At 39.8% G+C, this 14712-nt stretch carries 16 protein-coding genes; 13 read left to right on the plus strand and 3 right to left on the minus strand.

The window, feature by feature from the left end:
- Nucleotides 1-9: 9 nt before the first annotated feature.
- Nucleotides 10-1566, plus strand: a complete 1557-nt coding sequence (locus ACXAFE_RS06825; RefSeq protein WP_475150416.1) for a dihydrolipoyllysine-residue acetyltransferase — start codon at nucleotides 10-12, stop codon at nucleotides 1564-1566.
- A gap of 37 nt (nucleotides 1567-1603) precedes the next feature.
- Here ACXAFE_RS06825 and ACXAFE_RS06830 read toward each other — a convergent pair whose 3' ends face one another.
- Both ACXAFE_RS06830 and ACXAFE_RS06835 read right to left on the minus strand, forming a co-directional pair.
- Nucleotides 1604-2761 (minus strand): putative manganese transporter, encoded by a 1158-nt coding sequence (locus ACXAFE_RS06830; RefSeq protein ID WP_475150418.1) that lies wholly within the window; start codon nucleotides 2759-2761, stop codon nucleotides 1604-1606.
- Between the two features lie 91 nt (nucleotides 2762-2852).
- On the minus strand, nucleotides 2853-4478 hold the full coding sequence (locus ACXAFE_RS06835) for a M28 family metallopeptidase (RefSeq protein ID WP_475150422.1): 1626 nt from the start codon (nucleotides 4476-4478) through the stop codon (nucleotides 2853-2855).
- Nucleotides 4479-4585: 107 nt separating this feature from the next.
- Here ACXAFE_RS06835 and ACXAFE_RS06840 point away from each other — a divergent pair, with 107 nt between their 5' ends.
- From ACXAFE_RS06840 to ACXAFE_RS06850, 3 genes are read left to right on the plus strand one after another with little or no spacing between them, the layout of a single operon-like run.
- Complete coding sequence (locus ACXAFE_RS06840; RefSeq protein ID WP_475150426.1) at nucleotides 4586-5395, plus strand: DUF3025 domain-containing protein; 810 nt, start codon at nucleotides 4586-4588, stop codon at nucleotides 5393-5395.
- Nucleotides 5392-6180 carry an ABC transporter ATP-binding protein gene (locus tag ACXAFE_RS06845; RefSeq protein ID WP_475150429.1) on the plus strand — a complete coding sequence of 263 codons (789 nt, stop codon included), beginning with the start codon at nucleotides 5392-5394 and terminating at the stop codon, nucleotides 6178-6180. The genes ACXAFE_RS06840 and ACXAFE_RS06845 overlap by 4 nt, the downstream gene beginning before the upstream one ends.
- Nucleotides 6173-7375 carry an ABC transporter permease gene (locus tag ACXAFE_RS06850; RefSeq protein ID WP_475150432.1) on the plus strand — a complete coding sequence of 401 codons (1203 nt, stop codon included), beginning with the start codon at nucleotides 6173-6175 and terminating at the stop codon, nucleotides 7373-7375. Before ACXAFE_RS06845 ends, ACXAFE_RS06850 begins: the two co-directional genes overlap by 8 nt.
- A gap of 52 nt (nucleotides 7376-7427) precedes the next feature.
- On the opposite strand, the gene ACXAFE_RS06855 is transcribed toward ACXAFE_RS06850, so the two are convergent.
- Nucleotides 7428-8333 carry an OmpA family protein gene (locus ACXAFE_RS06855; RefSeq protein ID WP_475150435.1) on the minus strand — a complete coding sequence of 302 codons (906 nt, stop codon included), beginning with the start codon at nucleotides 8331-8333 and terminating at the stop codon, nucleotides 7428-7430.
- A gap of 135 nt (nucleotides 8334-8468) precedes the next feature.
- On the opposite strand from ACXAFE_RS06855, the gene ACXAFE_RS06860 reads away from it, so the two are divergent.
- The 9 genes from ACXAFE_RS06860 (at nucleotide 8469) to cpaB (ending at nucleotide 14704) form a co-directional block, all read left to right on the plus strand.
- On the plus strand, nucleotides 8469-9188 hold the full coding sequence (locus ACXAFE_RS06860) for a hypothetical protein (RefSeq protein ID WP_475150438.1): 720 nt from the start codon (nucleotides 8469-8471) through the stop codon (nucleotides 9186-9188).
- 14 nt (nucleotides 9189-9202) lie between these two features.
- On the plus strand, nucleotides 9203-9799 hold the full coding sequence (locus tag ACXAFE_RS06865; protein WP_475150442.1) for a response regulator transcription factor: 597 nt from the start codon (nucleotides 9203-9205) through the stop codon (nucleotides 9797-9799).
- Between the two features lie 132 nt (nucleotides 9800-9931).
- Nucleotides 9932-10195 (plus strand): Flp family type IVb pilin, encoded by a 264-nt coding sequence (locus ACXAFE_RS06870; protein ID WP_082428564.1) that lies wholly within the window; start codon nucleotides 9932-9934, stop codon nucleotides 10193-10195.
- A gap of 28 nt (nucleotides 10196-10223) precedes the next feature.
- Nucleotides 10224-10517, plus strand: coding sequence for a Flp family type IVb pilin (locus ACXAFE_RS06875; RefSeq protein ID WP_475150449.1), 294 nt, complete (start codon nucleotides 10224-10226; stop codon nucleotides 10515-10517).
- A gap of 61 nt (nucleotides 10518-10578) precedes the next feature.
- A complete protein-coding gene (locus ACXAFE_RS06880; RefSeq protein ID WP_475150453.1) occupies nucleotides 10579-11991 on the plus strand; it encodes a pilus assembly protein TadG-related protein in 1413 nt (470 codons plus the stop codon).
- The gene (locus ACXAFE_RS06885) at nucleotides 11992-12897 is read left to right on the plus strand and encodes a hypothetical protein (RefSeq protein ID WP_475150458.1); all 906 of its coding nucleotides are present in this window, start codon (nucleotides 11992-11994) and stop codon (nucleotides 12895-12897) included.
- Nucleotides 12890-13567, plus strand: coding sequence for a hypothetical protein (locus ACXAFE_RS06890; protein ID WP_475150461.1), 678 nt, complete (start codon nucleotides 12890-12892; stop codon nucleotides 13565-13567). The genes ACXAFE_RS06885 and ACXAFE_RS06890 overlap by 8 nt, the downstream gene beginning before the upstream one ends.
- Nucleotides 13568-13798: a hypothetical protein gene (locus ACXAFE_RS06895; RefSeq protein ID WP_054979956.1), complete on the plus strand. Its 231-nt coding sequence runs from the start codon at nucleotides 13568-13570 to the stop codon at nucleotides 13796-13798.
- An 18-nt stretch (nucleotides 13799-13816) separates the two neighbouring features.
- Nucleotides 13817-14704, plus strand: a complete 888-nt coding sequence (cpaB, locus tag ACXAFE_RS06900) for a Flp pilus assembly protein CpaB (RefSeq protein WP_010560141.1) — start codon at nucleotides 13817-13819, stop codon at nucleotides 14702-14704.
- Nucleotides 14705-14712 lie beyond the last annotated feature (8 nt).

The following is a 14712-nucleotide window of genomic DNA, read 5'->3' on the forward strand; positions in this document are numbered from 1 at the left end:
GGAGTGGTTATGAGTCAAGATTTTATTTTACCAGACATTGGTGAAGGCATTGTTGAATGCGAAGTAGTCGAATGGCTTATTAGCGAAGGCGATACAGTAGCTGAAGATCAGCCTATTTGTGATGTAATGACCGATAAAGCATTGGTACAAATACCTGCAGTGCATAATGGGGTTATCACTAAGTTGTATTATCAAAAAGGTGAAATTGCGAAAGTGCATGAGCCGCTTTTTGCAATGGATGTTGATGGTGCAGCGGCTTCGAGCGCGCCTCAAGAAGCAGCGCCAGAAACGAGCACTGAGCAGCCAGTGGCAAGCGAAGCGCCATCAGGCACCGCACTTGAAGATTTTATTTTACCGGATATCGGCGAAGGTATTGTTGAGTGTGAAATTGTTGATTGGCTAGTTGCTGAAGGCGATGAAATCAAAGAAGACCAAGCGGTTTGTGATGTAATGACAGATAAAGCGCTGGTACAAATTCCTGCTAAACACACGGGCCGAGTAACCAAGCTTTACCATCAAAAAGGTGAGATTGCCAAAGTACACGCTCCGCTTTTCCAAATGCAAGTTGCCAGTGCACAAGTTATCAATATCCAAGAAAAAGTGGTTAACGCCCAACAAAATGCCTCAGCTAAGCAGGTTGAAGCAGCACCTTCACAAGTTGTTGCCAGCGGCAAAGCCGTTGCAAGCCCAGCAGTACGCCGTTTAGCGCGAGAGCATAACATTGATATTGCGAAAGTGGATGGCTCTGGTAAAAATGGCCGTGTTTATAAAGAAGATATTAAACGTTTCTTAAATGACGGCAGTACAGCGTCTAAGCGTACAGACGACACATCAGCGTCAGTAGTAGCAACACAAACGCAAGCAACGCGCGTTGAGCCAATTCGTGGTATGCAAGCCGCGATGGCGAAACAAATGATGGAGTCGGTATCGACTATTCCACATTTCACATTGAGCGATGAGATTGATTTAACAGAACTTATCAGTTTGCGCAAAAGCCTTAAAGAGCAGTATGCAAAGCAGGGCGTTAAGCTCACCATGATGCCGTTCTTTATTAAGGCATTGTCTTTAGCGTTGAAAGAGTTCCCTGTGATCAATTCGCAAGTTAATGCGGACTGCACAGAGCTAACATACTTTAACGATCACAACATTGGTATGGCGGTTGACTCAAAACTTGGTCTATTAGTACCCAATATCAAATCATGCCAAGCCAAAAACATGGTTGATATTGCCAATGAAGTATCACGCTTAACAGAGCAAGCGCGCGAAGGCCGTGTCACGCCTGCCGATTTAAAAGGCGGCACAATTTCAATTTCAAATATTGGTGCAATTGGTGGCACAACAGCAACACCAATTATCAACAAGCCTGAGGTTGCGATTGTTGCGCTCGGTAAACTGCAACATTTACCGCGCTTTAATGCTAACGGTGAGGTTGAATCACGTGCAATTATGCAAATATCTTGGTCAGGCGATCACCGAATTATTGATGGTGCAACGATGGCACGATTCAATAACTTGTGGAAACACTATTTGGAAACGCCAAGTGCCATGTTAATGGCAATGAGCTAATTAGAAAAAAGGGGTCAAATGACCCCTTTTTAATTTACTAAAAAAAGAAGATTAAGTAGCCAATAGCTAAACTAGGTATGGAGGTATACAAGGTAGCAATGAGCGCTGCTTTTGGTGCAAGTGCAATAGCAGGGAAAAGGGCATCACCATCATTTGAAATGGCATTTGCCATAAGTGCGGAAAAGGGCGCTAATCCTTGCATATAAAGTGAGGTGACAAGAATTTGTGGCCCGCACCCTGGCAATAAACCAATTAAGCAGGCAATAAGCGGCAGTAACACGGCGTAGTTTTGAAAAAGAGCCGCTATATTCACATCTGACCACAGTACAAATAGCTCATAGCCAATAAACGCAGCTACCACCCAACTGGTGATAAAGTGTGTATCTTGCAGTACCTTTGTCGTTAAACTTTCTTTACTACAGTCGTCTTCAGCGGTGACATCTTGATAGCTCTTACCAGGAGATGAGCACGCCCATAATAGCGCCACAATAAAACAACAGGCCGCAGCGATATAACCTAAGCCTTGGTTAATATTTTCACCAAAGTCATATTGAAATGCGACAAGCAGTGCGGCAATTGTCATTGGGAATGAGACAATACGCCAAAATTGAAGGCTGATAAAACCAACAGGCTTAGGTAACTTTTGACACTGTAATTGTTGATGTGATGGTGTATTTGGCGCAAGGAAATCAGCGGGATGTACTAAATTTACGATCCAACCAAACAGTGTTGCAACTGTAAAACTAATGGTTAATACCAACAGTGCTGTTTTTGGCTCTGCTGCGATAAGTAAGAATGCCGCATCGCCCATAGTGGCAATGAGTACCGCCACCAAGGAGCCAAAACTGGCTTGTTTTTTAGTGTATTGTGTTACCACTATTATTGCGCCGCCACAGCCTGGTAGTGCACCGAGCAAAGCGGCAAACGGAATTTCAAGCTTAGGTGCAACCTGTGCTATATAACTTAACTCAAGTTTAGGAAATCGATTTACCAATAAGTAATAGCCATAAAGCGTTGCAGCAACAAACATAGTTACTTGTAAAAATGCATCGGCGAGGGCGCCAAGCACTACAGCGCGGGTAGACTCATTAAAAATAAGACAGAGCAATGCTATTGGTAAAAACAAGCGTTTATAAGCGAGAGTGCTTTTAATTGCGTGTTTTGGTAGCGCGAATTGTGAGAGGGAAAACAACATACAGTGTACCTAATCGAATATTAGCTTCACTATAGTACTAACAGTAATGCGAATCAATCACATTACCGTTTAATTTAATCAATCGCGGTGATTATTTTTTTCGTTGGAACTCTGATTGACTGTACCACTTAGGCCAAGCCGTACTGTCAGCGATATCTAAACCAACTTGATAAAACAGTTGTAAGTCCTCAACTGCACCTGAAAGATCCCAGCCTTTACGGTATTGATCGCATGGTTGGTGATAGCATCCACGTAAAATGAGTCCCATACGTTTGCGGTAACGGGCTGTTTCCTCGTCAATTGCTTTGGTGCCACCGCCTGAGTACATCGCTGGAATGCCCATTTGTGCAAATGCAAAGTGATCAGAACGATAGTAGCCACCAGCAGCAGGGCGCGGATCGCCAGATAAAGTACGACTTTGCTTTGCCGCAGCACGCGCTAAGTATTCATCCATTTCTGATTTACCAGCGCCAACCACGCTCATGTCTTTTACACGACCTAGCAGGTTCAAACTATCCATATTAATATTGGCAACAGACTTATTTGCATCGATAACTGGGTTTGCCGCGTAATACTTGGCCCCTAATAAGCCTTGCTCTTCTGCTGTTACTGCTAAGAAGGTCACTGAACGGGCAGGTTTGTTCGGCAGCATTGCGAACGCTTCAGCGATTTCAATCATACCCGCAGTACCTGTTGCGTTATCATGCGCACCGTTATAAATGTTATCGCCTTTTTTATTTGGATCTTTGCCGAGGTGGTCCCAATGCGCTGAATAGATAATATGTTCGTCGGGTGTTTCAGCACCCGGCAATGTCGCAATAAAATTACGTGAAACTGATTTTTTAATTTCGCTTTTAACCGTTACAGAAGCAGTTAAATCACCCATATCAACTGAGTATCCACCTTTCGCGGCTTTTGCTTTCTCTTTTGCAAAATCAAGACCGGCTTTAGTAAACAGCTCATTGGCAACATCAAGCGTGATCCAACCTTCAACTGCTACGCGATCCATATTCTTGTTTTCTTTTTGAAAACCAAATTGCGGGCCTGACCACGAGTTTTCAACCACCGACCATGGATAAGATGCAGGGGCAGTTTCATGCACAATAATTGCGCCAGCTGCACCTTGGCGTGATGCTTCTTCGTATTTATACGTCCAACGGCCGTAATAGGTCATTGCGTTACCGGTAAAGAGTGACTCGTCTTGCGTAGCAAAACCAGGATCGTTAACCAGCATTACGACGGTTTTTCCTTTAACGTCTAATCCTTCGTAATCGTTCCAGTTATACTCAGGCGCGTTAATACCATAACCGACAAATACCAGCTCTGAATTTTCAATGGCTTCAAGCTCGCTCATGCGACTCGTACCCATTACCATATCTTTTTTGTATTGATATGCTTTGCCATCAATCGTTAGAGACATATTTGGTGATGCTTCGATTGATACAAGTGGTACTTCTTGATAAAAGCTACCCTTGTTGCCACCTACAAAGCCTAATGCTTTAAAATGTTTTTCTAAATAGGCAAGGGTGAGCTCTTCACCTTTAGTAGATGGCGCGCGACCTTCAAACTCATCTGATGCAATTGTTTTTATATGTTGTCCGAGTTGTTCGGCATTAATGCTGTCATAAGCAGCATCTAGCGCGTGTTGATCATTGGTTGTTGCACAGCCACTTAACAATAAAGAGACGGCAATACCGATTGGCGTTAGTTTTTTCATAATTCAACCTGTGTCACAAATTTAGGCGATTATAAAAACTAGTTTAGTGTTGTGCTAGTAAATGCGTTAAAGTACGCGTTTTAGTTTTTACTTTTTAAATCACCAGAATGAAATTTGAAGCCCCAGCACATTGGACGACTGATTTTTTACATCATGGGATCTTTGACGATTTAAACGCCTTATTTAATTTAACGCAATTTTCCAACTGGCCAACACTTGATTGGCTAAACTCCTTAGCTATAAACATAACAAACCGAAATAACCAGCAAATTTCATTTGTTGCCAATGACGATGTTGACTGGCAACACGGTTATTACGAAGAAATCATTTTTGATAAGGGAGAGATCCCAACGCGTTTGGAGAACTGGCACGATTTGTTTGGTGCCTTTATTTGGTTACTCTTTCCAAAAACAAAGGCATTGCTTAATCAATTGCATATTGAGCAAATAAATAAACATGGTAAAACCGAGCGTTCAAAAAAGCGCAATGCCATTACATTATTGGATGAATGCGGCGTGCTAGTCGTATGTGATCAAGCGCAGGCAGATTTATTGAAAAATCATTTATGGGTTGAAGGTTTTTTTAACCAGCGTGAACAGTGGCACAGTACGATTTATCCGTTTATGTTTGGCCATGCAAACTACGAAATGGCAACACGCCCTTACCTTGGATTAACCGGAAAAGCGCTGTATATCACCGCTCAACATCAATTAATGCCAAAATGCCTGAAAGATAGGTATGCTTGGCTAGACAGTTATCTTGAAAATCTTATTGAAAACGAAGACATTCTTTGCGATAACAGCAGTTTGTTTCCATTACCGTTACTTGGCGTACCAAATTGGTACGAGCAAAACAAAGAAAAAGCATTTTACGAAAATACCGATTATTTTCGTCCTAAACGAAGGAAGTTGAAATGATAGAAGTGTCGGCGCTGAAAAAGCGTTTTAAGCTTACTAAAGATCACAAAGTAAAAAACCAAGAAAAAAAGGATCCTAGAGAAGACAAAGATTACTTTCACTCAGTTCGTGATGTGTCGTTTACCTGTGATAAGGGTGAAGTACTGGGTTTATTGGGACCAAATGGAGCCGGTAAAACCACGACATTACGCATGCTTTCAACTGCATTGGGACCTGATGCCGGAAAAATTGAAATTAACGGCATAGACGTTGTTAAAAAGCCACTTGAAGCACGTAAAAAGATTGGCTTTTTATCTGGCTCTACCGGGCTTTACGGGCGATTAACCGCGAAGGAGAATATTGAGTATTTTGCACGGCTTCATGGCATGAATAAGCAAGCGGTAAAAACGCGTTGTGAAGAGTTGTTTGAGATGCTTGATATGCATAGCTTTTTAGATAAGCGAGCGGAGCATTTATCAACCGGCATGAAGCAAAAAACCAATATTGCCCGTGCAGTAGTGCATAACCCCGAAGTAATTGTGCTTGATGAGCCAACAACGGGCCTTGATATTATGACAACGCAAACTGTGATCAGCTTTATTCAAAGTATTAAAGCTAAGGGCACACCGGTAATCTTCTCAACTCACCATTTAGATGAAGTTGAGCTTTTATGTGAACGCGTAAGTGTGATTGATAAAGGCATTACCTGTTTTGATGGTACGATTGATGAATTTAAAGCACGTGGTCAAAGTGATGTATTAAACAATGCGTTTTTAACGATTTTGAAGGAGCAACAAGGTGTTTGAGGTATTTTTAAAAGAGTTAAAAGAACTGCTGCGCGATAGAAAAACCCTTATTTTTGTCGTTGCCTTACCGGTTGCAATCTTTCCGGTGATTTTTGCGCTGATGGGCTTTTTAATGAGTAAAGCAGCGTTAGAAGCTGAGCAAAAGGTTCATAACTATGCAATTATCAACGCTGAGTACGCACCAGAATTTAAAGACAAATTGTTTTTTCATAAAAACTTTAAGCTGGTAGAAGGTGACTTCAAAACCGTTGAAGAATTAAAACAAGCAGTGAAAGACGAAGTAATTGATGTTGGTATTGTTATTCCTTCAGATGCGCGAGACGCGTTGGAAAGTGGTAGCAGTAATGAATGGCAAATTGTATTTAACGATGCATCTTCACTCAGTTTTATTTTTACCCGCATTAAAGAAATGGCTGAAGAGTTTTCGCAAACATTACAAAGTGAGCATTTTAACAAGCTCGGTATTGCGAAAGAGCATCAAGAATCTCTGTTAAACCCTGTTGTACTAGAAAAAGTAGATACCGCCGATTTACGTGAAAACTTAGGTGAAAAGCTCGGCGCGTTAATTCCATATTTATTGATCCCATTAGTGCTTGCCGGTGCAAGTTATCCGGCCATTGACTTAGGCGCGGGTGAAAAGGAACGCGGTACATTAGAAACTTTACTGCTTACACCAATTCCACGCACCGAACTGGTATTGGGTAAGTTCTTTACCGTACTTTTTACCTCGCTTGCCACGGCATTAATAACCGTCGCCAGTATGGGAGTTTGGATGAAGTTGGCAAGTAGCTTCTTTGATGTTGAAAAAATAACTGATGCATTTTCAATGCTTGGCTTTATGGACTTTGCATTAATCTTATTACTGCTAATTCCACTTGCGTGTGTATTTTCATCACTTGTGCTCGCGATTTCAATCTACGCACGTTCGTTTAAAGAAGCGCAAAACTATATGGGACCATTGTCAATGCTGGCGTTTTTACCGCTGATTGTTGCCATGATGCCAAATATGGAACTCAGCATGAGTACAGCTATGGTGCCAATTACCAATGTGGCATTAGCAATTAAAGAAATAATTAAAGGCACAGTAGATTACAGCTATGTTGGTATGATTTTTATCGCTACCGCTGTGTTAGCTGGTGTGTTGATGGCAGCATGTGTACATTGGTTTAAAAAAGAAGAAGTGTTATTTAGATAACAACTTATAAAGAACAATTGTAAAACGCCCAACGTCTGTTGGGCGTTTTTGTTTACAGTAAGTCTGTGCGCTTAACTAATTCAACACGGCGGTTAGATAAACGCCCGTTTTCTGATGCATTGCTTTCTTTAGGTGAAAACTCACCGACACCAATTGCAACTAAACGCGATTTCTCAATACCTAAATCACTTAACTTAGTTTGAATAGCCAACGCGCGCTTTTTTGATAATGTTTGATTGTACTGAGCATTACCACTGTCATCCGTATGACCGACTAAATAGAAATTTTGATTAGGCACAGACTTTAGGTAAGTTGCTAGCTTTTCGATGCTTTTCCCCGAAGATTCGATTAACTCATCACTATCAAATTTAAATTGAATATTGGGAATTTGATACTTTCCTTGCTTATCGATAAGCGAATCAATATACGCTTTGTCGACAGATACTGTTGAATCATTATTGCGTTTTTCGACAACCTGCACATTCAGATTGCGCGCTTTATCGTAACCCGTTGCATAAATGGTGACATAAAGGTCGTCTTTAATGGCAAAAGAGCGAAATTCTTGTGTCTCATCAAACCCAAATGGTGCGGAAATACCTAAGGCGTTAGCCATACTCGCGATACTGCCACACGCCGATGCAGAGCATTGACTTATAAGTGTAAAACCACTTTTTTCAAGCGCAGCTTGATATTGTTCAACAACATCTACTTCACTTAACGCAAGCGGAATACTATAGCTAGTTGAGCTAAGTGAACCTTTGACATCTTTACCTTGATAGCCAGTTTGCTCAAACCCAACCAATACGGTTTTTTTAACGTACTTTTTGTAATCTTGATGGGTTATTGAAGACCCTTCAATATTCGACATAAATTGCGCTAGTTGATTGGTTTTTGCATTTAAAGGGAATGATGCAGAAATTGCTATTGTGGCACACATAGCAAGGGGGCTGATTTTCATAACACGTCCTATGTTGTTCTGAATTTATAAAGTTACTAAATTACAAAGCGTTGCAAAATGTAAAATAATATGTTCCCATAAAACTGATTTAAGTAAAACCTCTAATTACTGAAAAATGCTTCAAGGATTGAAACTATGCTGCGTAACTTATTTACGATCATTTTATTCGTATTATTCTCTTTGTGTAACTCCTTACATGCAAAAACACTTAAGTTAACTTATCAAGTACTTCATGATGATTCCCCCTATGGTAACAGCGAGTTATGGATTAGTGCCGAAGCCACACGATTTGACCTTAATATTGAAGCACAACACGATATGACAGAAGTCGTATTGTTTAACGAAAGAACATCATCGCTATATAAACACGATTCTAAACAGCATTATGTTTTGGACGATAAAAGTTATAAAGATCGCGTTAAAAAACAAATGAATTGGAAAAAGTCAGATGACGAATTTTACCAATTACTTTTACAAATGGAAAAACAATCTGGGTACCCACGTTTTTTAGATTTTGAAAAACAAGGCAACGTCTTTGTAGCCGAAAATGAGGGTGAGCAACTTTACATCGTAACGCCAGTTTTAGATAACCAGTATTCATTAACAACTGATGAGTTAAAACTAATAAAACACGCAGTTGTAGAACGTAAAAAAATGGCGCTCGCAAAAATGGGCTTAATTGATTTTTTACCACTCGATATTTTGTATATGTTGAGTGAAAAGCCTCAAATGATGTTTTCAAAATATACAAACAAAATGTATGCGTTAACATTTAAACTAAAATCTATTGAGCGCCTTAATAACGCGCTTTTTTTAGAGAACCTACCAAAAAACTATCAAATGACTAAACGTTAATATCAGAGATTAAAATGGACTTTTACATTGTTGGTAAAGAGCATGATCTTGCGAGCAAGGTCTTTAAATGTGCTTGCTTAATTGACGTTAAAGTGCGCTTTGTAATGCCAGGCGACAGTATTATAAAAATTTATAATACACTCAATGCTGTTTGCTTCGTCGAGTCTGATTGTCTATCAGACGAATTAACTCGTCAATTTGATAAAACTTCGATTGTGGTACTATCAAAACAGATTAGCTTAGAGCAGGAATGTGTGTATATGCGAGAAGGATATCGCGGAATTATAGATACCACACTACCGCCACAGCAAATTATCGATTTATTACAACTTTTGTTAAGCAATGTGGAGCTGATTTATAGTAGGGCAGCACTGTCTACGATTGCGTTGGAATATTTGCAAAATCGTGTGCTTGAATTCAAACCTATTAGTGCACTCACTCGCAAAGAAAATCAAATAGTCACATATATTCAAAGTGGCCTTCAGAATAAAGAAATAGCAAAAGAGTTAGCTATTTCTCCTGCAACCGTAAAAACACATGTGCAACGTATTTTAAAGAAAACAGGCGCAAAAAACAGAACGCAAATCATAAGTAAAACCGCAGTTTTTTAAGTACGCCAAACGGAGTATTTTTTTACACTTGTTTAATTTTGTAACAAAATCTAATCCTCCATTTGGTGAATAGAGCATTCAATCTAAAGCACGTATCATTTTATTGCGTTTATTCTATTTAAGGAGAAAATTGTGAAAAAACGTCAACTTGGTCAAGGTATGACCGAATACATTATTATTGTTGCTTTAATTGCTGTTGCAGCGATTGGTGTGTATAGCTTTTTTGGTAAAACGGTACGTAACCAGGTTTCAGCGCTAGCGACAGAAGTTGGTGGTACTGATTCGTCAACACAAATTCAAGCTGCTAAAACGGCTGCAGAAGATGGTTCTAAGGTAGCGGATAAGAATTATAACCTTGGTAACTATAACGAAGCTGCTAATAAGTCATCAAACTAAGCTAAACATTATTTAGTTGAGGTGGGTTATGAAACGGTACCAATATGGCCAAGGAATGACTGAATACATCATTATTGTTGCTTTAATAGCAGTAGCGGCAATTGGTGTTTACAGTTTTTTCGGGAAAACGGTCCGTAACCAAGCTGCTGCGATTTCAACTGAAATATCGGGTGTCGATTCAAGCAGTCAAATCCAAGCAGCGAAAGACGCCGCTGATGACGCGAGCAATACGGCTGATAAGAACTACAACCTTGGAAACTACAACGAAGGTGCAAATAAATCTTCAGGTGGTAGCGGTAGTGGTTCTGGTGGTGTCGATTAGGGATTGTTAGTTAATTAGTTCTAGGAAGTTTCGCTTCCTAGAACTACATATGGAGATGAAAATGAAAAAGCAGCGTGGTCAATCGTTGGTTGTAGGACTCATGTTTCTGCCAATTATCGTTCTATTCATACTATATTTGTATAACGTTTCTCAGCAAAACCTTCATAAAACGAGATTACAGAATACAGCCGATGCAGCCGTATTGAGTAGCTCACAATATTTAGTAAGAGAATTAAATTTTAAGGCGTACACCAATCGCGCAATGATCGCCAACCATGTTGCAGTGGGACAATATGTCGGTGTAGCGTCATGGTTCAACTTTCTTGTCGAAACAATTGATAACATTGAGAATGTAGCTAGATATATTCCCTACGTTGGGCCTGTTTTTTCTCAGGCTGAAGCGTGGGTAGATAATATTAATGAAGTGGCTGTTCAGCCAGGAATGGAAATTGCGGTTAGAGCGACTGATTTGGTGAATAACGCCCTTTCTATGTCGCAAGATATTATGGCTTACGCCTCATCAGCGACCATGATTGAGTCGCTTAATGACGTAATTAAAGTCAATGACAACCAAGCATCTCTTGATGCGATTGCCGCTCCTACCTTAGCCAATACACTTTTTAATGATTGGCGTGGGTTTCAAGGAGACTTTAACCGACAAGATAATTCCGGCAGGTACAATGATTTCTATAAAGTTATATTAAATTCTCGAGACCCATTTATGAAAAACCGCTCACATGAGTGGCCATTCCCTTTTACGATCGACATTATTAGTTTCTGCTTTTTGGGTATGAGTATGAATTACTGGACCAAACAGGCAGGCGGTACAGATCTTGTTAACAATGGTAGATATGACCCAGAAACGTGGACATCAATGGACACATTAAGTTGGCATAAAGAATGGTTTAAAAAAAGTTTATTCAGCTCAGGTTGTCGTCGCAGCGAATTAGAAATCGGCTGGGGGGCAGCACATGCTGGCGAGGATAAAGATACAGGTCAGTTTAGAAGCCGCCAATATTATGGGCGTTCGCGTATGATAAATCGCGATGCATCAAATCGAGCAAGGTACAACGAATCGGAGTTCAATAATGCATACGGTGGCATTTATGATTTCTATTCGATAAAAAAAATTAACAAATCAAATGATGCGCCACCAGTAACAATTGTTGTGTCGAAATCAATCAATGATATTCAATCTTCAAAATCGCTAAATATAGGCACTATTAACGAGGCGACGACTAAAGAAGTAGACATCAATATTGAAGAACACTTACAAGTGCCGAGAAATCAACAATCATCAGCGTCAAAAGCTCGGATTTATTATTATCGAGCGAACGACCTGTGGAAAAACAATAAATTTGAATACGGTAATCTATATAACCCTTACTGGCAAAACACCTTATCCGACATCGATAATAATCAACGTAGAGATCTTCTTCTCTTGTTAGCTTCCTTTAATTTAGCAGGTGCCTAAATGTTTATTTCACGTAATAAAGGACAGTCGCTTGTCGAGCTATCTGTATTGTTGGCATTTGTTATTGCTCCGTTAATGCTAATTTTACCCTATTTTTCAAAGCTCATTGAAGCGAGACATTACAACGATATGGCCGCACGTTATGTTGCATTTGAAAAAACCGTATGGTTAGAAAAAGGACCAGAAAACTACGCAAATAGCGGTTACGGTCGACTGGCAGTAAAGCAAACCACGGATATATCAAAAGAGGTGCCTGATAGAGTTTTTGGTAAGATAGAAAAAGCCATTAACTCGAGCTTGCCGTCATCATTGGTTTGGAATGCAAAAGAACATGGTTATGCAACATTCCAATTTAATCAATCGAAACGAAATGATGCTCAGAGTTTATTCGCAGCTTTTAATCCTAATGCGGAACAAAGTAAACAACAATTTTTCAAGGTTGAGTCTGGAAACGGAAAAGCGCCGGGTAAAATTTCGAGTATCACAAATGGTTCGTTAAACCTGCTTGAATTGGGTGGCACAGACTTCAATGATAAAAGCTTTTTTACGGGTAGCTCTTCAATACAAATTGCGAGTCATTTATTACTAGAGGATGAGCGTTTTCGGGATCAGCCGTCGAATATTAGTGGTCGTGAAACCAAGCGGCGTAGCGAATTTGAGTTTGTAATGAATAGCTCACTGTCACTTTTAGCCGATGGTTGGAATGTTGGCGGACCAAAACACAATTATAACCAAGTACGTGGTCTTGTGCCGTCGTCATTCTTAGATGGTGACATCTTAAACAAGGCCCGTAATTTATTGTCAAAATCAGGTATTCCAATTGTTAAAAAGCTAGGTCCCAGTGACTTGAAATTTGGCCATATAGCCATTGAAGAGCTTCCTAAGGAAAGGTATCGAAATGAATAAGTACAACGTTTTTTTTGTTCTATTCACTCTTGTTTTTTGTAATCAAATTTATGCTTTTACGCTTGATTTTCCGAACGATGCGTCAGTAAAAGTAGTTGGTCACGACCTTTTTATCGATAGTAAACAAGTCTCTATTTGGCAAGTAGAGAGTAAAATGAGCCGTGAAGAGCATGCTCAGTTTTATGCTGAGCAATGGAAGCGAAACGGTAACAACTTTGGCGTTACAGCACTAAAAACCGAAACTGTGGTAAGTAAACTCTACGACAACGCCCTGTATACTGCACAAGTTATTCAACATTTTCCTCACTCTATTGCTGTAGTTTCAGTATCAAAAGAGCCGTCAAACTCATTAAGGCGAATAGTTAGAAAAATTGAAGACATCCCGAGCCCAAGCGGAAGCGAAATTTTAAATAATATTAAAGCAAAAGACGGCGCAAAATATTCAAACACCTTGGTATTAAAGAATAGTCGTACGATTTCTAAAAATATGAATTTTTATCAAACGTTTATTCAAAAGAAAGGGTTTTCGGTCGAGAAAGCACAAGTGCATCCAAAGCGTACAATGGGCGTTTTGCTTGCTCGTAAAGGGCCTAACGAATTTAATGTAACCTTTGAAAGAAAAAATAACCAAACCTTTGTTACTGCAATTAAAGTTGACACGGACATATAGATGAAAAAGACACAAAAAGGACAATCAGCAGTTGAGTTTTTCGTCGTGACGGGGGCGCTCGTTGCTGCGTTACTCACGCCAATACCAAGTAATGAGTTGGGCGGTTTTTTACAAGAGCATCAAGGTAAAAATGCAATTGAAATCTTAACTATAAAAATTAAAGAAAGTTACGCTGCGTATAGTTATGCAAAAAGCATAACACCAATCCCTACAAACATAACAAACAACTAAGGAAGAGGTTTTAGTTACATGAAGTCTATAAAGTTTTTGGATAGAAACTGGATACTGTTATTCGTTTCACTGTTGTTAGGTGGCATTGCCGCTTGGGCAGTGGGAAACTATCTAAAAGTAAAAGAGGGGGAGATCAAACAACAGTATGCACGTACCGACATTGTAAAGGTACCTGTAGTAGTGGCGGTTTCACCTTTGTCACGTGGTGATGTAATAACCCCTGAGTCAGTTGTTGTACGTGAAATCCCAAGTGACTATGTGCCAGATGACGCAGTGCACCCAAATGACTTCGGTCAAATTGCGAACAAAATCATGCTGAATGACGTACAACCAGGAAAGCCTATTTTACGTTCTTACGTACCAAAAACGGGCCAGCAGCAATTCTCTGACATCCTTCAAGACGGGCGTCGCGCAGTAACGATAAATATTAATGAAAATAACTCTAATGCAAACATGTTAAAACCTGGCGATTTCATTGATTTGTATTTATCTCAAAGCCAAGACGAAAAAAGCCTTCATTTAATATTAGAGCGTGTGACTGTGTTAGCGACAGGGCGTCAGAGCATTTCCGAGAAAGACAAGATCAAGCAAAGCATTTTTGGCGAGAGCGAAGATTATTCTACAGTGACGTTGGATCTGTCAGTTAAAGATGCAGGCCGAGTATCTTTGGCACAAGAATATGGAAACTTTGTGGCATTACTTAGAAATCGTACTGATGAACTTAAAGTTACAAATCGCCTTGTAAAAGAGGCGGATGTTTTTTTACATAATGAAAGAGAGCATCACGTTGAATACATTATTGGTGGCAGCGGTGGTATCGCTGAAGGCGTAAATAGCCAAAATAAAATTAAAGAAAATTTAAGTACATTGAAATCATTCGCAAATAATGTGAATAACAAGTTTTAGGGATAAAA

This window comes from Pseudoalteromonas sp. ABV4_021, assembly GCF_056159365.1.